22 protein-coding genes are annotated in these 18,300 nt (G+C 42.5%); all 22 read right to left on the reverse strand.

The window, feature by feature from the left end:
- Positions 1-8: 8 nt before the first annotated feature.
- The gene (locus AB5123_RS06130) at positions 9-245 is read right to left on the reverse strand and encodes a hypothetical protein (protein ID WP_038671940.1); all 237 of its coding nucleotides are present in this window, start codon (positions 243-245) and stop codon (positions 9-11) included.
- Between the two features lie 60 nt (positions 246-305).
- Positions 306-2,672: a homocysteine S-methyltransferase family protein gene (locus AB5123_RS06135; protein ID WP_038671937.1), complete on the reverse strand. Its 2,367-nt coding sequence runs from the start codon at positions 2,670-2,672 to the stop codon at positions 306-308.
- Entirely contained in the window at positions 2,662-3,333 is a 672-nt protein-coding gene (locus AB5123_RS06140) for a vitamin B12 dependent-methionine synthase activation domain-containing protein (protein WP_038671936.1), read from the reverse strand. The genes AB5123_RS06135 and AB5123_RS06140 overlap by 11 nt, the downstream gene beginning before the upstream one ends.
- Positions 3,334-3,441: 108 nt before the next feature.
- Positions 3,442-5,112, reverse strand: coding sequence for a DNA repair protein RecN (gene recN, locus AB5123_RS06145; protein WP_337812431.1), 1,671 nt, complete (start codon positions 5,110-5,112; stop codon positions 3,442-3,444).
- A 21-nt stretch (positions 5,113-5,133) separates the two neighbouring features.
- Positions 5,134-5,592, reverse strand: coding sequence for an arginine repressor (gene argR / locus AB5123_RS06150; RefSeq protein WP_038671932.1), 459 nt, complete (start codon positions 5,590-5,592; stop codon positions 5,134-5,136).
- The gene (locus AB5123_RS06155) at positions 5,589-6,464 is read right to left on the reverse strand and encodes an NAD(+)/NADH kinase (RefSeq protein WP_347503504.1); all 876 of its coding nucleotides are present in this window, start codon (positions 6,462-6,464) and stop codon (positions 5,589-5,591) included. Before AB5123_RS06155 ends, argR begins: the two co-directional genes overlap by 4 nt.
- Positions 6,465-6,483: 19 nt before the next feature.
- The gene (locus AB5123_RS06160; RefSeq protein WP_256321711.1) at positions 6,484-7,290 is read right to left on the reverse strand and encodes a TlyA family RNA methyltransferase; all 807 of its coding nucleotides are present in this window, start codon (positions 7,288-7,290) and stop codon (positions 6,484-6,486) included.
- Complete coding sequence (gene dxs, locus AB5123_RS06165) at positions 7,283-9,139, reverse strand: 1-deoxy-D-xylulose-5-phosphate synthase (RefSeq protein ID WP_195249289.1); 1,857 nt, start codon at positions 9,137-9,139, stop codon at positions 7,283-7,285. Before dxs ends, AB5123_RS06160 begins: the two co-directional genes overlap by 8 nt.
- Before the next feature lie 25 nt (positions 9,140-9,164).
- Positions 9,165-10,058, reverse strand: a complete 894-nt coding sequence (locus AB5123_RS06170) for a polyprenyl synthetase family protein (RefSeq protein ID WP_022286855.1) — start codon at positions 10,056-10,058, stop codon at positions 9,165-9,167.
- Complete coding sequence (xseB, locus tag AB5123_RS06175) at positions 10,051-10,239, reverse strand: exodeoxyribonuclease VII small subunit (protein WP_178086260.1); 189 nt, start codon at positions 10,237-10,239, stop codon at positions 10,051-10,053. Before xseB ends, AB5123_RS06170 begins: the two co-directional genes overlap by 8 nt.
- Positions 10,240-10,252: 13 nt before the next feature.
- Positions 10,253-11,446 carry an exodeoxyribonuclease VII large subunit gene (gene xseA, locus AB5123_RS06180; RefSeq protein ID WP_278645174.1) on the reverse strand — a complete coding sequence of 398 codons (1,194 nt, stop codon included), beginning with the start codon at positions 11,444-11,446 and terminating at the stop codon, positions 10,253-10,255.
- A complete protein-coding gene (locus AB5123_RS06185) occupies positions 11,443-12,384 on the reverse strand; it encodes a peptidase M22 (RefSeq protein ID WP_278945921.1) in 942 nt (313 codons plus the stop codon). Before AB5123_RS06185 ends, xseA begins: the two co-directional genes overlap by 4 nt.
- Complete coding sequence (nusB, locus tag AB5123_RS06190; protein WP_278945920.1) at positions 12,381-12,794, reverse strand: transcription antitermination factor NusB; 414 nt, start codon at positions 12,792-12,794, stop codon at positions 12,381-12,383. The genes AB5123_RS06185 and nusB overlap by 4 nt, the downstream gene beginning before the upstream one ends.
- Before the next feature lie 38 nt (positions 12,795-12,832).
- Positions 12,833-13,186, reverse strand: a complete 354-nt coding sequence (locus AB5123_RS06195) for an Asp23/Gls24 family envelope stress response protein (protein WP_337812435.1) — start codon at positions 13,184-13,186, stop codon at positions 12,833-12,835.
- A 126-nt stretch (positions 13,187-13,312) separates the two neighbouring features.
- Positions 13,313-13,855, reverse strand: a complete 543-nt coding sequence (locus AB5123_RS06200; RefSeq protein ID WP_038671921.1) for a SpoIIIAH-like family protein — start codon at positions 13,853-13,855, stop codon at positions 13,313-13,315.
- An 18-nt stretch (positions 13,856-13,873) separates the two neighbouring features.
- Complete coding sequence (locus AB5123_RS06205; RefSeq protein WP_278461169.1) at positions 13,874-14,425, reverse strand: stage III sporulation protein AG; 552 nt, start codon at positions 14,423-14,425, stop codon at positions 13,874-13,876.
- Positions 14,426-14,428: 3 nt separating this feature from the next.
- The gene (locus AB5123_RS06210; protein ID WP_117891954.1) at positions 14,429-14,899 is read right to left on the reverse strand and encodes a hypothetical protein; all 471 of its coding nucleotides are present in this window, start codon (positions 14,897-14,899) and stop codon (positions 14,429-14,431) included.
- 1 nt (position 14,900) lies between these two features.
- Positions 14,901-16,040 carry a hypothetical protein gene (locus AB5123_RS06215; RefSeq protein ID WP_117891953.1) on the reverse strand — a complete coding sequence of 380 codons (1,140 nt, stop codon included), beginning with the start codon at positions 16,038-16,040 and terminating at the stop codon, positions 14,901-14,903.
- Between the two features lie 9 nt (positions 16,041-16,049).
- Positions 16,050-16,436 (reverse strand): stage III sporulation AC/AD family protein, encoded by a 387-nt coding sequence (locus AB5123_RS06220; protein ID WP_051706585.1) that lies wholly within the window; start codon positions 16,434-16,436, stop codon positions 16,050-16,052.
- Positions 16,436-16,633 carry a stage III sporulation protein AC gene (spoIIIAC, locus tag AB5123_RS06225; protein ID WP_022286844.1) on the reverse strand — a complete coding sequence of 66 codons (198 nt, stop codon included), beginning with the start codon at positions 16,631-16,633 and terminating at the stop codon, positions 16,436-16,438. The genes AB5123_RS06220 and spoIIIAC overlap by 1 nt, the downstream gene beginning before the upstream one ends.
- A gap of 40 nt (positions 16,634-16,673) precedes the next feature.
- Positions 16,674-17,162: a stage III sporulation protein AB gene (locus AB5123_RS06230; RefSeq protein WP_117891952.1), complete on the reverse strand. Its 489-nt coding sequence runs from the start codon at positions 17,160-17,162 to the stop codon at positions 16,674-16,676.
- 1 nt (position 17,163) lies between these two features.
- Positions 17,164-18,099, reverse strand: a complete 936-nt coding sequence (locus tag AB5123_RS06235; protein WP_117891951.1) for a stage III sporulation protein AA — start codon at positions 18,097-18,099, stop codon at positions 17,164-17,166.
- Between the last annotated feature and the right edge of the window lie 201 nt (positions 18,100-18,300).

Below are 18,300 nucleotides of genomic sequence, written 5' to 3' on the forward strand. Positions count from 1 at the left end.
ATGTACACTTAACTAAAAAGGCTTTTAATTATCTCGGCTATTTTAAAAGTAAACTTTATATCTTCCCTATTGCCGTCTATGACAGTTATACCACTGCCATTTTTATCGTTTTTTTCATCTGACATAACATTGCTCAAAACGAATGCTGCCCCAAGGTTTGATGAGGAAAAAGCAGCGGCTTTGATGCCTGCAGAGCTTACTGTAATGACAAATGAAATGATGATAGCTGTAACAAACTTTTTCATTAAAAATGGCCTCCCATAAATATCTGTTGTTCAGATTATGGGAGGTCATAGTTATTTTATTCAGTTTCCGAAAAATTTTCTTGCGATATCTACCGACTCTTTTGCGTCTTTTGCATAATAGTCAGCGCCTATCTGCTCTGCATAGTCAGCCGTTACCACCGCACCGCCTACTATTATCTTGCAGTCAACATTGTTTTCACGAAGAAGCTTAACCGTATTTTCCATGCTCACAAGAGTTGTTGTCATAAGCGCAGAAAGGCCGATAAGATGTACGTCATTTTCTATTGCACAATCAACTACTGTCTGATAGTCAACGTCCTTGCCAAGGTCAATAACGTCATAACCATAGTTTTCAAGAAGTACCTTTACAATGTTCTTGCCGATATCGTGGATATCGCCCTTTACTGTTGCAAGGATTATCTTGCCCTTAGAAACGCTTTTTTCACCCGTTGACAGAATGTAATTTTTTATTACCTCAAAGCAAGCCTGTGCAGTGCCTGCTGTCTGGATAAGCTGCGGCAGGAAAAGCTTGCCCTTTTCAAATTCTGCACCAGCCTTATCAAGTGCCGGGATAAGCATATCGTTGACAATGTTCATGGCTTCTGTTTCCTGCAAAAGCTTTGCAGTAAGGTCAGCTGCTTCTTTCTTCAGACCGTTTTCGATAGCATACGGCAAGTCTATCTCAGCTTTTGCGCCTGTTGCGGCAGGAGCAGTTTTTTTCTCGCCACCGTAGTGAGAAATAAAGTCAACAGAGTTTTTATCAATGTTTGTCAGAAGCTTGTAGGCACGAACAGTTGCCGTCATAGAATCAATATTAGGATTCATTATCGGCAGGTCAAGACCCTTTGTGAGCGCCATCATAAGAAAGTTGTGATTAACTATCTCTCTGCTAGGCAGACCAAAGCTGATATTCGATACACCGAGAACTGTTTTAAGTCCAAGCTCGTTCTTTACTCGCTCCACTGCATTTACTGTCTGCATAACATTTTCCTGCTCCGCAGAAGCGGTAAGAGTAAGACAATCTATATACACATCTTCTTTTCTAATGCCGTATTCAAGCGCCTTGTCAAGTATCTTTTTAGCAAGCTCAAATCTCTTGTCAGCACTCTTTGGTATGCCGTTTTCATCGAGAGTAAGACCTACCACAGCCGCACCATATTTCTTTACAAGAGGAAGAACATTTTCAATGGAGCTGTCCTCAGCGTTTACAGAATTGACGATAGGCTTGCCATTATAAGCCCTCAGAGCCGCTTCAAGCACCTCAGGTATAGTTGAATCCACCTGCAAAGGCACATCGACAACGCCCTGCAAAGACTTTACAGCCTTGACCATCATACTCTTTTCGTCAATTCCCGGCAGACCAACATTTACATCAAGAATATCCGCACCTGCGTGTATCTGCTCGATAGCCTGACCAAGAATATAGTCGATATCGTTTGCAAGCAGTGCTTCTTTAAAACGCTTCTTGCCAGTAGGATTGATACGCTCGCCGATTATTCTTGGCTGGTCTATAACTACAGTATGTGTCGGTGAACAGCAAGCGGCAGGGATATCATTATGCACGCTGACGTGCTTCTTGCCTTTGAGCATTTCAGCCAGCTTTTTGATATACTCAGGGTTAGTTCCACAGCAACCTCCAAGCACCTTAACTCCCAATGGGATAAGCTTTTCTGCAAACTCTGCAAAATCTTCAGGGGAACAGTTATATTCATTTGTAACAGGGTCAGGAAGTCCTGCATTAGGCTTTACTACAACAGGGAGATTTGTCCACTTGCAAAGCTCCTCCACAACAGGATAAAGCTCCTTTGGCCCTAATGAGCAGTTCACACCGATTGCGTCAACGCCCAGACCCTCCAAAGTCAAAGCCATGGAGCTTATGGCAACGCCCGTAAATGTACGCATATTTTCCTCAAAAGTCATTGTGCAGACTATAGGAAGATCGCTGTGTTCCTTTGCCGCAAGAACAGCCGCTTTAAGTTCATAGAGATCTGTCATTGTTTCAAAAACGATAAGGTCTGCGTCAGCTCCTGCAAGTATCTGCTCCTTATAAATATCGTAAGCTTCTTCAAAAGTGAGTGTTCCTGTTGGCTCTAGAAGCTGTCCGATAGGTCCGATATCAAGAGCAACAAGGGTATCAGTACCCTCACAGGCTTTTCTTGCATTTTTTATAGCCGCAGGAATAGCCTGCTGGACAGTATATCCGCACTTTTCAAGCTTGTGTCTGTTTGCACCGAAAGTATTGGCGTAAACAATGTCTGAGCCTGCGTTTATATACTGGCGGTGTATGTCCACCAGCCAATCAGGCTTGTCTATGTTAAGAGCTTCAGGAGTGCCACCCATTTCAAGTCCCTTTGCCTGAAGCATCGTACCCATTGCTCCGTCAAGTATGACAAATTCTTTTGTTTTAAGTAATGTTCTAAAATCCACAATGATCTCCTCTTTTTCTGAATTGACAGACTTCCCTCATATTACAGCAGGCACAACCACGTCTGCCCTTTGATATTTCATTTTTTGACAATCCGATTATCGCCGTAACAGACTTTCTCGGCGTCAGTATATTATTTTCAGTTGCATTAAGTCCGATAAATTTCTGCGCATTGAGTACGTCAAGAAAAACTCTCTGCACGCTGATAGGCAGATCGCCATAACCAGGAGAAAACCTCCATGTCTGATTATATCCGCTGAGCTTTTCTTTCACAGTGTTGTCAACTATATCGCATACCTGCTCCACAGCCGCACTTGCAAGGCAATCCGCTATCATAGCTTTAGCCATATCCTCTGCTTCATAAGCACGAAGCTTTCTATCAACGCCCGAAGAAATAGTCGCTGCAAAAAGCACGCATTTACTGCACCCCTCAAGGTGTCTGCATATATCATTGCCGCCAAGAAACAACGGAGTACCGATGACCTCAACACCGTTCTCTTTATGAGCGACATCAAACACTCTGTACACAAATTTAGGCTCAATGACTTTCAAAAGCTCTTTTTCACATTCATCTATCAACAAAGCCGTGCGTTCGTCTGGCTTGTTATTGCCCATTCCCATATATCTCACGGCTTCTTTGACGTTTATATGTTCAAGTTTCAAATAATCACCTACCGATTGTTATTATACCACATTACTATGAATTTTACAACAATAAATAATAAATGTACGTTCACAAAAAAAGTCCCCGCAATCATCAGGGACTTTGTGTTACATATTGTCAGCGTCTTTAAGATACTGTTCAGCATTTTCAAGCATAAGCTCTGTGATATTTTCACCGCCCATTATCCTTGCTATCTCATACTTTCTCTGCTCATGATCGAGAGTTCTAACAGTTGTAACTGTCCTGTTGCCCTGTATATTTTTCTCAATAAGCAAATGATTATCCGCCATAACAGCCATTTGGGCAAGGTGGGTCACGCAAAGAACTTGCCTAAGGCGAGATATCTGTTTCAGCTTTATACCTATCTTCTGAGCCGCTCTGCCGCTTACTCCTGTGTCTATCTCGTCAAATATCAGCGTGCCGATACTGTCCTTTTCTGCAATTACGTTTTTCAGTGCAAGCATTATTCTTGAAAGCTCACCGCCTGAAGCGATCTTCGCAATAGGCTTTGGCTCTTCGCCCAGGTTTGCAGAAATAAGAAACTCTATGCTATCCATGCCATTTATGGTGAGCTTGCCTGTTTTCTGCTGAACCACCAGCTTGACCTTTGGCATATTGAGAAATTCAAGCTCCTCTGTTACCTGAGAAACAAACCGCTCTCCTGCTTTTTTTCTATGGTCTGAAAGTGCTTTGGCTTTCTTTGATACCTCCGCAAGAAGTCTTTCCTTTTCTTTATTAAGCTCGTCTAAGCTCTGCTCTGCTCCGCTCAGTTCATCAAGCTCATTCTGTGAATTTTCAAGAGTAGTCAGTACATCATCAAGCTCAGGTCCATATTTCTTCATGATACGCCTGAGTTCATCAGAACGCTGATTAAGGTAATCATAACGTTTCGGGTCGATATCGAGGCTGTCAAGAAGTGAGCCTATCTCCTCGGAAATATCCTCCATTTCAATAGCCGCAGAACTAAGTCTGTCATATATAGGCGATATCTCAGTCATTATATCAGTATATCCCTCAACCGATTTTGAAGCTCTCTGCGTCATCTCCACTGCACCATCTGTGTCGTCATCGCCCGAAAGAAGTTGTTTTGCCATATAAAGAGCCTCAGAGATTGCAACAGCATTTTTAGAGATGTTAAGCTCTGCTTCTATCTCTTTATCCTCGCCTTCATGAATGTTGAGCGCATTTATCTCCTCGACAATATCGGCAAGCTCAGCCATGCGAAACTCTTTTTTGCTTTGCTCAGTTTTTATCTTGTTTATCTTCTTTGCAATGCTTTGAAGCTCTCTGAAAGAGCTGTGATAATCTTCTATAAGAGCTTCCGATTCGGCATAGCTGTCAAGTATCTCTATATGACGTTCAGGAGCCATGAGTATCTGATTGTCGTGCTGTCCATGGATAGTTACAAGCGTTTCTCCGATAGCTTTAAGTACGGAAACGTTCACCGCTCTCGAGTTGACTCTTGCAACGCTTCCACCATCTGAACGTATCTCACGGGTAAGGAAAAGCTGTCCGTCTTCTGCACTTATGCCAAGCTCGTCTAGTACCTGCAAAACATTGTCCCCAATGTCAGTAAACAACGCTGAAATAACAGCCTTGTCCGTGCCTGTTCTCACAATATCCTTAGTGACACGCTGACCGAGGATAGCATTTATTCCATTTATAAGTATGGACTTACCTGCTCCCGTTTCGCCTGTGAAAACATTAAGCTTATCAGAAAAATCTATAGTTGCCTTTTCTATCACGGCAAGATTTTCAATATAAAGTTCACTTAACATTTTAGATCATTCCTCTGCTGTTTAAGAAATAATAAAGGATCTCAGTTCCTCTGCCATATGGGACGCATCTTTTTCTGTCCGCATAAGTATGAATATCGTGTCGTCACCTGCAAGCGTTCCCACAACATTGTCAAGTCCAAGCTTGTCAAGCTTTGCACACACCGCCTGTGCCATGCCCGTATGACATTTCACCACAACAGTGTTAAGCGCATGATCCACCGACACAACGGCGTCTGAAATTATGCCGAAAATGCCGTTGTTTTGCTCTGCAATATCTTTTTTGAGTGCAGGCAGGCTGTATTTATAATTGCCGTCTGAACCAATGGTCTTTACAAGGGAAAGCTCCTTTATATCCCTTGAAACTGTTGCCTGAGTGACTTTCAGACCATGCCTTTTAAGCGCTTCACGAAGTTCCTCCTGAGTGCCGATATTTTCGTCTTTGACAATCTGCATTATCAAATTCTGACGCTGATTTTTCATATGCCGTCCTCCGCTGATTCCTTCAACGGCTGCATAAGCTTTTTGTTTATTGACGAGAAAAAGCTGCCGCCGCTTATATCTATGATTTCAACAAAATACTTTGACTTTGATACTATCACAGTGTCCTCTGCCGAAAGTCTGAAAACATTATTACCGTCAACGCTGACGATTGCGTGAGAGCCACTGTTAGTGTGACACTTGACTTTCATAACGCTGTCCTCTGAAAGTATCATAGATCTTGCAAAAAGCGAGTGAGCACATATCTGTGTGAACTCTATACACTTCATTTCAGGTTCGATTATAGGTCCGCCTGCTGACATTGAATAGGCTGTTGAGCCTGTGGCTGTAGAAAGTATAACGCCGTCTGCACGTAGTGAAGAAATAAGTCTGCCGTTTTTTGACACCTCAAAATCGGCTATCTTACAATCGTCAGCTTTTGTTACTGCAACGTCATTAAGCGCAGTATATGACTTATTTTCACCGCCACATTCGACATTTACGTTTAACATCATTCGGCGGCTGAGGGTATATTCTCCAGAAAAAAGCTTGTCCAGCAATTCAAGCTGTGAATGTTCAAGAGAGGCCATAAAACCGAGTCTGCCACAGTTTATGCCAAGTATAGGCTTCTCAAACTCACAGCCCTTAAGAGAGCATTTGAGTATCGTTCCGTCACCACCGATCGCAATAATCATATCACACTGCTTTACACACTCGTCTTCGCTACAGAAAGTGATATCGAGCTTTCCGAAAACGTGCTTATAGCATCTATCCATAAAAAGTTTTGCACTATTTTTGTGCAGCCTTTCATATGTTGCGGTCGTATACTCAAAGCAATGAGTTTTATCAAGATTTGGATAAAGATAGATTTTCATAATATTACCACTCTTGCGTTTAGTCTTTGAAGCTATCAAAAGCTTCGTTCACAAATTCTTTTATATTAAGCTGACCAAGCTTGTCAGCCGTCATGTCAGCGTTTTTAAGTAGAATAAGATATTCAAGATTGCCGTCGCCACCCTTAACAGGGGAAATTGTTATCTTTTCAGCCGCAAGCCCCTCTGCTCGAAAACAGCCAAGAAGCTCGGTTATCACTCTCACATGGTCTTTACGATCTTTGACGATACCCTTTTTATTGAGAGCCTGCTTGCCAGCCTCAAACTGAGGTTTTATAAGAAGAACCATTTCGCCGCCATCGCAAAGACAATTGCAAAGGGATTTTATAACAAGTTTTAGAGAAATAAACGAAAGGTCACCACTTATGAACTGCAAAGGTCTGTCAAAAAAATCCGCTGTCAGATATCGTGCATTCACGCCCTCACAGTTTTTCACCCTGATGTCTTTGCACAAACTTTCATCAAGCTGTCCGTGACCCACGTCCACCGCATAGACAAATTCTGCGCCATGTTCAAGCATACACTGAGTAAATCCCCCGGTTGAAGCACCGATATCTGCACAAACTTTACCTGTCAAGTCAAGCCCGAAAACATCGCAGGCGTGTTCAAGCTTAAGTCCGCCCCTGCCGACAAACTTCATATCGTCAGGCCTACATTTCACCCCGTCGTTCTCATCAACTAATATAGAAGGCTTGACGCAGACCTTGCCGTTTACCGACACAAATCCATTTTTTATAAGCTGTTTGGCACGTTCTCGGCTTTTTACACCGCAGTTCGTAACTATATACACATCAAGTCTTTCACTCATCTTTCAAAAAGCCCTCAACTGTATCAGCCATTTTCTCTGCTGAAAAACCAAGCTCGTCAAGTAGCACATCACATTTTCCGTGCTTCACGAAACCGTCAATAGCAAACTGAGCCACATTTGGGCAGATAGAAGCATACTTCTCTGAAATACTTCCACAGTAATAAGCTTCCTCAAAGAACAGCACAGCATCGTAGGCTGACATTATATCAACCACCTCATTGTCTATAGGGAAAATATTCACGAGCTTAATAACATCGCACTTTATATCACGATTTCTGAGTATTTCTATAGCTGTGAAAAGATCATTTGCAAGCCTGCCGTATGTAACAAGCAGAACCTTTGCGCCCTCTATATGACGATAAACGTAAGTTGAAACAGGATCAGATGTATCATACAGCGATTGATCCCTGCCCCTTGGATATCTCACAGCACAAATGCCACTGTCGTCCTCAACAGCCTTATGCAGGCACAGCCTGAGTTCGTCATAATTAGACGGAGAATATATCCTCATATTTGGCACAGAGGTAAGAAAAGAAACATCAAAAATTCCCTGATGTGTTTCACCATCATCACCGACTATACCTGCGCGGTCAACGCATATAACTGCATGACAGCCTCCTATTGCCATATCATGGATAAGTTGGTCGTATGACCTTTGCAAAAACGATGAGTACACCGCAAAAACAGGTACATAGTTCATAGAAGCAAGCCCAGCACAGAAAGTAACTGCGTGTTCTTCGGCAATGCCTACATCAAAGAAGCGTTCAGGAAAACGTTTCGCAAAATACTGAAGCCCCGTGCCGTATTTCATTGCCGCAGTGACTGCACAAAGACGCTTATTCTTTTCTCCCATTTCACAAAGCTCTTTTCCCATTATAGAAGAAAAGCTGTCAGAAAGTACGACGTCGGGATTGCCCGTTTTTATCTCAAAGGAGCCGACCCCGTGAAACTCTCCAGGGTTAGCTTCTGCAGGAGCATAGCCCTTGCCTTTTATAGTATTCACATGAACAAAAACAGGCTTGTTTACTGCCTTTGCAGCCATAAGTCCCTGTTCAAGTTCTTCAAGATTGTGTCCGTCAATAGGTCCAATATAGTGAAAGCCAAGATCTTCAAACATGGTGCTGTGAAGTATCATGTTCTTGACCGCATTTTTGGAGTTACGAACGGCATTTTTCACAGGTTTACCTATAACAGGCGTCTTATCAAGCATTCTCTCTACTCTGCCCTTTGTGCGCTGATAGCTCTCTTTTGTACGCATGGAGGAAAGATATTTTGCCATTCCGCCAACATTTTTTGAGATAGACATTTCATTGTAGTTGAGGATAACGATGATATTTGTATCACTTTTGCCTGCATTGTTAAGTCCCTCGTAAAGCTCGCCACCTGTTGAAGCACCGTCACCGACTACAGCTATAGCATGGTGAGTTTTATCACCACTCAGCTTCATTGCTGTGGCGATCCCAAGCGCCGCAGAAACAGACGTAGAGCTGTGACCGCTTATAAAAGCGTCATGCACCGACTCATCAGGTCTGCAAAAACCCGAAATACCGTTTTCCTGTCTGAGAGTTTTAAACTCTTTGAGTCTACCCGTAAGTATTTTATGTGTATATGCCTGATGACCAACGTCCCAGACGATTTTATCTTTAGGTGATTCAAAAACTCTGTGGATAGCCATTGTAAGCTCCACAGTACCAAGATTTGACGCAAGATGACCGCCGTTTTTTGAAACCGTATCTATAAGAATTTTCCTTATATCACCGCAAAGCTCCTCACACTGCGCAGTGGAAAGCTTTTTCAGGTCGGCAGGCAAATTCATTTTATAAATATCAGGCTTTTTTATTTCCGACATTATATCTAGATCTCCAATCTTTTTATCAACTTCTTCTTGTAAGCATATCAGATGTAAGCTCTGTGAGGAAAACGCTGTCCTCAAAATATTTAAGATGACCCAGTGCTTGAACTGTCAGTTGTTTTGCTATCTGTTCTGACTTGTCAAGTCCAAGGAGGGATACATATGTGTTTTTATGCTGTTCGCTGTCACTGCCGATAGGCTTGCCAAGCTCCTCAAAAGTGCCTGTTACGTCAAGAATATCGTCAACTATCTGAAATGCTCTGCCCATTGCCTGAGCATAGTCTGCCGCAAAGGGGATAGCCTCAAGCTTATCTCCAAGTATAACGCCCATTACACAAGCGGCTTCAATAAGTGCGCCTGTTTTGCAGGTCTGCAAAATATTCAGTGTATCAACGTCTATTTCTTTATTTTCATATTTAAGGTCTATCACCTGACCGCCTATCATGCCATCAGTGCCTACTGCTCTTGCAAGAACAGAAATAAGCATAACAGCCTTGTCAGCAGATATAACGCCGTTCATGGCACTGTTGGCAATCACCTCAAAAGCAAGGGTGTTCAGTGCATCGCCTGCAAGGAGTGCGATATTCTCAGGAAAAGCTTTATGACATGAGGGCTTTCCACGTCTGTAATCATCATCGTCCATACAAGGCAGATCGTCATGTATAAGAGAAAAAGTGTGTATAAGTTCAATAGAACAAGCTATCTCTGCATACTTCTCAGGCTGACGCTCGCCGCACATACGGCAAAATTCAAGCATAAGCACAGGTCTGAGCCTTTTGCCCCCTGCCTGCAAGGAATACTCCATAGCCTCAACTACCTGACCCTGAAGCTCAGGCTTTGAGTGGGTAAGCTCCAGCAGTTTATTATCTATAAGCTCCACATAATAATCAAGTGTGGCTTTGTTCATATCATTCATCGCTATTATCTCCGTTCATAGCCTTTACGGAAAGCTTTGCACTTTCAAGGCTTTTTTTGCAGTCGACCGACAGATCTATCCCCTCTTTATAAAGTGCCAAAGCTTTCTCAAGATGAAGCTTGTCATTTTCAAGCTGACCAACTATATCGTTAAGTCTTGTAAGATTTTCTTCAAAAGTCATTTTAAACAGCCTTTCATTTGACAAATGTTATTTTAGCAGATACACTGCCGTCTGACAGCTTTATGTTTACATCGTCGCCAACGTTCAGCATTGATACACTGTCGACAACGCTTTCGTCTTTCTGAACGATAGCATATCCCCTGCCCAGAATATTGAACGGACTAAGCATATTCAGAGAAGAAACATAGCCGTCAAGCTTAACTGACAGCTTTTCAAGCCTGCGTTCCATGATCTGCGACAGCCTTTTTTCAATGTCGCACACTGCTTTTTCGCTCTGCTCTAATCTCTTTTCAGGAGAGTATAATTTCAAAAGCTTATCACAGCTTTCTATCTGTGACACAGCCTTATCAAGTTTAAGCTCCATAGCCTTGTCAAGCTTTTGCCTTAAAAGCCTCACAGCATTAAGTATATCCGCCTTGTCAGGGGTAGCAATCTCAGCCGCCGCTGACGGAGTTGGCGCACGCATATCTGCGGCATAGTCTGCAAGGGTGGTGTCAGTTTCGTGACCTACAGCCGATATCACAGGTGTATTGCAGGCGTAAACAGCCAGTGCCACAGCCTCATCATTGAACACCATAAGATCCTCGCTAGAGCCACCGCCACGAGCTAAAATTATGGTATCTGCACCGCTTTTATCAGCCGCTGAAAGTGCTTTGCATATAGTTTGTGCTGCCGCCGTACCCTGCACCTGCGCAGGATAAACTTCGATATTGCACACAGGATAACGCCTTTCAGCTACATGGATTATATCCTGCAAAGCCGCCGCAGTAAGCGACGTAACAACAGCTATCTTCTTTGGAACAAGGGGTATTTTCTTTTTTTTGTTCACATCAAATACGCCCATTTTTTCAAGCTTTTTCTTGGTCTGTTCGAGCTGAACGTGCATAACGCCCACGCCAAGAGGTGCTATCTCCGTAGCTATTATCTGATAAACGCCGTCACGCTCATAGACCTCTATATTGCCCATAACAAGCACGCTCATGCCGTCCTCAGGCACGAATTTAAGCCTTGAAACACTGCTTGAAAACATAACAGCTTTAAGTGCAGAACTGCTGTCCCTTACTGTAAAATAGGCATGACCTGATTTGTAATGTATATTAAAATTGGATATCTCGCCCTTGACGGCAATGCCTTTCAGCTTAAGGTCAGACCGAAGTTTTGAAGCAAGATATCTGTTTAGCTGAGAAACAGTGATAACTGAACTCATATTTTGATCTTCCCTTTCCTGATTGCAGCATAGACCGCAACGCCCACTGCGTTATCGCTTGAAAACTCAGGCTCAGCAAAGCTGCCGTACTTTTCAAGCTTGCTTTTTATAAAGCGATTAGACATCACACCGCCTGCATATATAATAGGTATATCCTTATACTCATGGCGAAGATTAACTGTCATTTTCTCCACCGCAAGGCACACACAATCAATACAGTATGCCGCAACATCAGCCACGGAACAGCTCTCGTCTATAAACTTCATGCACTGATTTTCTATTCCAGAAAGTGAACAATAAAGCCCGTCAACTGATGCTTTTGGCTTTATTTTATGTTCGCTTTCAGACGCAAGCCTTTCAAGCTCTTTACCACATGGAAAAGACAGCCCAAGCCTTACGCCTGTTCTGTCTATGGCTTGTCCGCCTTTAAGATCACGGCTTCCGCCGATCTGAGTTATATTTATCAACTTAGCCTTGTCGGGCTCGCACAAAAGAAGATCTGTAGTGCCACCGCTGACGTGAAAAGCCGCAAAAGGCTTATCAGAACTGAGCATATCAAGCTTTCCGCAGGAATAAAGTGCCGCAAGTATATGTCCCACCTGATGCGAAGTCTTTTCAAGGTCAGCTCCACAGGCAAGTGACACAGCTTGCGCAACATTTTCTCCAACAAGGAAGCAAGGCATATACGACCCCTCTGCACACCTTGGTGCATAAGAATACCCAACTGCACTTAAGTCATACCTTTTATCAAAAAGCTGTTTCATAAGTTCTGGAAGCTGTTTAGTATGGTGAAACACAGCGTCGGATTGTCTTAGTCCTCGCTCTCCCTGCTTGACAGGAAGAAGTTTTTTGCATGACCTGACGCTCATATCCGCAGTATCAAGCAGTGCACATGAAGTGGTATAATTGCTTGTGTCTATTCCGAGTACAAAACTCACTGCTTTTCCTCTTGTTCCTTTGCAAATGAGCCAAGCACACCGTTTACAAATGAAACGTCAGGCTCGAGGGCATATTTTCCTGCAAGAGCCACAGCCTCGCTTATGGCAACGTTCACAGGAACGTTCTCCTCATATATTGCCTCGTAAATAGCAAGTCTGAGTATTGCAAGATTTATCTTAGGTATTCTTTCAACAGTTCTCTTGTTGCTGAACTTGCTGATTATGCTGTCGATCTCGTCCTGCTTTTCGCAAACATTTTCCACGAGCTTTTTAACTTCATCATTTACGATGATCTCATTCACTTCCATGGCAGACATGAAAATATCGTCAAGCTCCTCGTCCTGTCTAAAAATTTTCTCAAATATCAGCAAAAATGCTGATTCTCTTATTTCACGCCTTTTAATTGGCACAAAAACACTTCCTTCATCTTATATTTGTCTGAATCCTATTACTTTTCCGAAAGGTCAACTCCGCATATGGTCACATTTACCTTTGCAACTGTAAGTCCAAGCATATTCTGAACTGCACTTTTTACTTTATCCTGTATCTCCTCAGCAACGGAAACCGCCTTAGCTCCACGGCAAAGTATTATACCTATAGACACTGACAGCACATCGTCAACAAGGCCTATCCTGATATTGCCGAAATTTTCCTGTCTAAACCAGAGCTGACGTGGAGTCTTCATAACAGGAGCGATACCATAAACGCCCTCTATCTCATTAACAGAGTTTGTAACGATCTGTGCTATTACGTCCTGACTTATGTGCAGACTTTTTTCTACTTTCTTTGAAACATCATTCATATTTATCCAAGCCTCCCTTTTTAGATATAAAAAAGAAATCCTTCAATCTATACTTACAACCATTATATCATAAAAATCAATAGGTTACAAGTATTTTGAAGGACTTTTTTTATTTGCTGACAAATTTTATTCTACATCATAAATTCTGATGTTTTCATTTGCAACTGAAACTTCGCTAAGGAGAATATCTTTTATCTGTGCCGCTTCGCTTGCAACAAGCCCGTCGCTGTCGGTCTTTACAACGATATTTGCGTTGTCACCGTCAAGATAAACAACACAGTCCTCAAAGCCTGCTGCTTTCACGAGTGTCTCTACCTTGCTCTCCGACTCCATGAGCCCTGTCATGGCTGAAGCTTCTTCTTCAGCGACTTTCTTTTCTTCCTCTGTGGAATCGCCGCCGTTCATTATATTCTTTAATGTTTCTACCGCCTCGTCCCTTGAATTCATTCTGTCTATTCTTGCCTGTGCAAAATAATCTGAAGTACTGTCAGTGCTTACGAGCTGTGCGTCGCCGTAATTCACGCTTTGACTTTTCACAACGTCCGTCGCCTTTATCTTGCCGTCTGAGGTCGATACTGCATAATTTATGTATACTGCAAGACCGAGTATCAGCGTCATTCCTGCAAGGATTATCTGCTTTTTGCCTATTATCATGGTCGGTTTTTTCATCTTTATTACCTCTTTCTGTTATTTTCTGCCCTCAACGCAGATCTTACTGCTTGATATGCCTAGTACTGTCGAAACCGCTTTAAGCACACGTTCGTTTACTTTTATATCTCCACCTCCTTCGCAAACAATGACAACGCCGCAAATCTGCGGTTTTATTATTTTTCTGACCAATGCCTCCTTTTTGCCGTCATTATCAGTTATTACTATCTCGTTTTCATACCTGTCGCTTGTTCTGTCACCATTATTGTCTGTGCTTTTGGTAAGATTTTCGGCATAAACATATTCGGTAGTTCCCTCAACTGTCACCATTACCTCGCACTCGCCAACTCCCCTGACTTGAGAAAGAACATCTTTAAGCTCTTTTTCTATCTGCTTTTTGTAGCTGTCTGTATCATCAGTGGCAACGCTTTCCGTGGGAATGCTCTTGCTCTCTGCCGTATTTTTAGCAGGAAACATCTCAGAAACAAATATAAGTAATATCCCTACAAGACCTACGGCTATCACTATCTTCGTTTTCATAGGAAGCTTTTTAAGAGCCTTTATTTTCCCCTCAACTTTACTTTTCAGCAACGTTTATTCCTCCTGCACGATAACTTGAGTATCAGGCAGATCTTCTGCAATAAGCTTTTCAACAAGCCCTCTGTCGCTTGTTTTAGTCAGATATACCCTTACCGCTGTTATCTCTATTTCATTATATTCATTTATATCTGTGGTTATGTCCACTCTGACGTTTTCTATGCCATTCTTATTCAGCTTATCCAAAAAATATTCTTCAAGCCTGCTCTCGGATTCGGACAGATAATAAAGTTTCGTCGCTGTTGAAACGCTGTCAAACTCAGGCAGATCTGCAAGCTCTGTATAGTCGCTTAAGGTGACTTTGAAGCCATGTCCCATTACAGGTGTTATGACCGCAAGCAAAAATATCACAGCAAGCACTGATCTAAGTTGTTTTTTCAAAGTTCCCTCAGGTGTGGCAATATCCGTCATAGAAGTTATCACGCCTATAATGCAGGCAATAAATATCACTGCTTTAACTGTATTCATTTTAAGCTCCTGTGTTCATGGCTGTCATTATTACAACTGATGTGGAAATAACGAACATTATAGAATAAGCCGCAAGGATGCTCACACCAATTGATAAAACCGAGTTTATGCTTTTAAGAAGTCCACCACTGTTGCTTATGCCAAAAATATCGTTTATGGTAGCGCCTATCCACACTGCAAGTTTTACTGCAAGAAGTGTAAGCAAAGGTTTCGCAACTATCACAGACATTATTATAACGCCTATCACGCCGACGCTTGTTCTTATTACGCCTATACTTCCCTTTACCGCTGAATAAGCTTCAGAGACCGAGCCACCTATGACAGGTATAAAGCTTGAAGCCGCAAATTTAACGGCTCTTGCGGAGAGATTATCAGCCGCCGCTCCTGCAAAGCTTTGAATAGATAACAGCCCTGTAAATAGGGTCATCACAATGCCAAGCACCCATATGACCAGCTTTTTCACCGACTCTGCAAGACTTCCAAGGTCAAGAGATGGATTTATTGCAGAAACAAGGGTCACTGCAAGCACTGCCGACAAAAACGGCACAAGTATCGTATCTGCCAATATACCTGCACTTTCACATATTATCAGCATGACGCCGTAATAGCCTGCTCCTGCCGCCGCACTACCGCCTGCTGTCGCCACGCTTGAAAATATGGGTATGTAGGACATCATGAATCTGTTCATTTGTTTCATGGAAGTCTTTACAGAATAAAGACTGTCGGTGACAGTATCGCTTATAACAAGCACTGTGGTAAGGACACATATGAGCGTGAATACCTTGTCCACTGTACCCTCGGCTGACATTGACCTTACCAACACGCAGAGCATAGTGGCGGCTGTTATTTTCCCGAGCATTATAAGAGGGCTTCGCAAAGCAGCGGTAAAGCTTTCAAATATATGCTTTATCACATCAGAGGCACTTATATTTGCGGCAGAGGACGGATCTTCCAAAGTGATGTTATTATCTTCAAGTACAGTTTTTACATCTTCATCACCCTCAAAAGAAAGTCCCTCGTTTATTTCGCTTATGAGCCTGTCATAATATTCATTGTTCTGTTCCTCACTGTCTGCATATACTCCCTGTGGTGTAAACATGACCGCAAGTACTATGATGACAGTGGCAATTATTTTTTTCATATGTTAATCCTATATAAGCAATGCTTTTACTATTTCTACAAATGCTTTGAAAAGCGGCAGCGATACCGAAAGCATTGCAAGCTTTCCTGCCAAAGTGACCTGTGACGCAAGTGCGTTTTCTCCGCAGTCCTTACAATAATCAGATGCAAGCTGTACGATATAGCAGATACCAAGTGACTTGAACAGTATGCTAAGATACATATTGTCGATTCCTGAAAGAGTGAAAAGGTCCTCAAATACAGAGATAAGATCTTTCACAAATGCTACCGAATGAAAAAGCACCAGTGCCGCCGCTGCAAGCACAGCCGCATATTTTATTTCACGGCTGTCTTTCTCAATGGCTTTGCACACTATGGTTGAGAAAATACAAAAGCACGCTATTGTAAATATTTTCATTAATACAATCCAAACACTTCTTTTATCGTTTCAAATAGATTTCCGATCTGCCTTACTATCATAAGCAGAACGACAATAAGCCCTGCAAGAGTTGTCATCATTGCCTGCTCGTCACGCTCCGCTCGTTTCAGCAAGAGATTTAACACGGCAACGATAATTCCTATGGCAGCGATTTTGAAAATAAGATCTATGTCCATAAAATTTTGTTCCCTTCATTATGGTTATCCTTTGCTATGGCTATATTAGCAGAATAGCGATAAAAGCCCCGCTGAGAACGCCCAAAGCTCTGCAAAGCCGCACCTGTGAGGTGAAATTCTCTGAAAGTCTGCTTATCTGCTCATCAAGTGCGGCAAGGTTCATGGAAATGTATGCAAGCTGTCCATTTATGTCTGTTGTACCGAGTTTTTCAAAAAAATCTATGGCGGTCTGCCTGATTTCATTGTCAAAAAGCTTTGACTTATATATATCCTCGGTTATTCTTCTGCGGACATCAGGCGAAGAGGTATCTTGCGACAAAAATGTAAAGTCAGAATAATCCTTCTGCAAGCTAAGCTTTAAGATAATTTCCCCGAAAGTCATTCCACCCTCAACCATTGCCCTTGTTTCAAATATCAACCGTCTGAGAAGCTTGAGATATTTCATTTGCCATATCTTGTCCAACGCCATTGCACAGCCCATTTGTGTGCAGGCGGATATGATCAGCACACAGCCTATTAGCTTTATCATTTCATGCTCCTGTTTTTGTAAATGATACCAGTCTGCCACACATTGTTCCTGTGCCTAGTACTGCAAGTGCGTCGAAAGCCTTGTCTTTTATGAGTTTTGAGATATAACGCCGCTTTTTAAGCTCATCAAGGCTTGAAGCATGGCATGAAGCAATAAGCTTCACTCCTGAGTTGAGCGCATACTGCAAAGCTTCGTTGTCCTCAGAAGAACCTATCTCGTCGCATATGAGTATTTGCGGTGACATGACCTTGACAGCCGTCATTATGCCCTCATATTTGTTGTAGGAATTAAACACGTCCGTCATTGCACCTATAAGATTTTGCGGCTCACCTGCCACTGTTGCGGCAAACTCGTTTCGCTCGTCTATAAGCGCAACACGCCAGCGTTCGCCAAGCTTTCTTGCTAGATCACGAAGCACTGTAGTTTTTCCTCCCGATGGCGGTGAAGCAATAAGCAGGCTCATTGGTTTGTCAGAAAAGCATTTTGCATATATCTCGTCTGAACTGCCTATCATTTCACGAGCTATCCTTATATTAAGAGAAGATATATTTTTTACCGACTCCACGGCATAACTCCTTGCAGGATCAAGGACGGCAGTTCCGCAGAAGCCTACTCTGCACCCTCCTGAAACCGTTATGTACCCTCTTGCTATCTCACGGTGAAAGCTGTGAAGAGAGTTCTGAAATGCTCGCTGATAGATAGTTTCAATATCATCTGTGGTAACTTGAACGCTATCCCCGATATTGTTCATTAGTCTGCCGTTATCATTAACGAAATACTCTTTCGAGAATATGGTAACAGACAGCCGTCTACCTCTGCGAAGCCTTATTTCCTGTATCCTGTCACGCTCTATTTCTGGCATTGACATAATTGCTCCCCTTATGCGAGGGGTGAGCAGTTCGTAAACGTATTTTATCTTGCTGACTTCTCTTATCATTTTTTCACGCTCCTTTTGACTTGTCCTATGAAATAACTATGCTGTGAGCCTGCATTTTAGTACAAGATATTTGTATTCTCCTACATACGCAGATATCCATTATTGTATTTAATTATCACGCAAATGTAGGTTTGTCAATCATATTGGACACTATTATTAAGAAATTCGATAGGCGAAAACCATTTGAGGGGACGCATAGGA

Origin of the sequence: Ruminococcus sp. RTP21204st1_B2_RTP21204_210225 (assembly GCF_040914135.1) — a bacterium.
Lineage (GTDB): Bacteria > Bacillota > Clostridia > Oscillospirales > Ruminococcaceae > Hominimerdicola > Hominimerdicola aceti.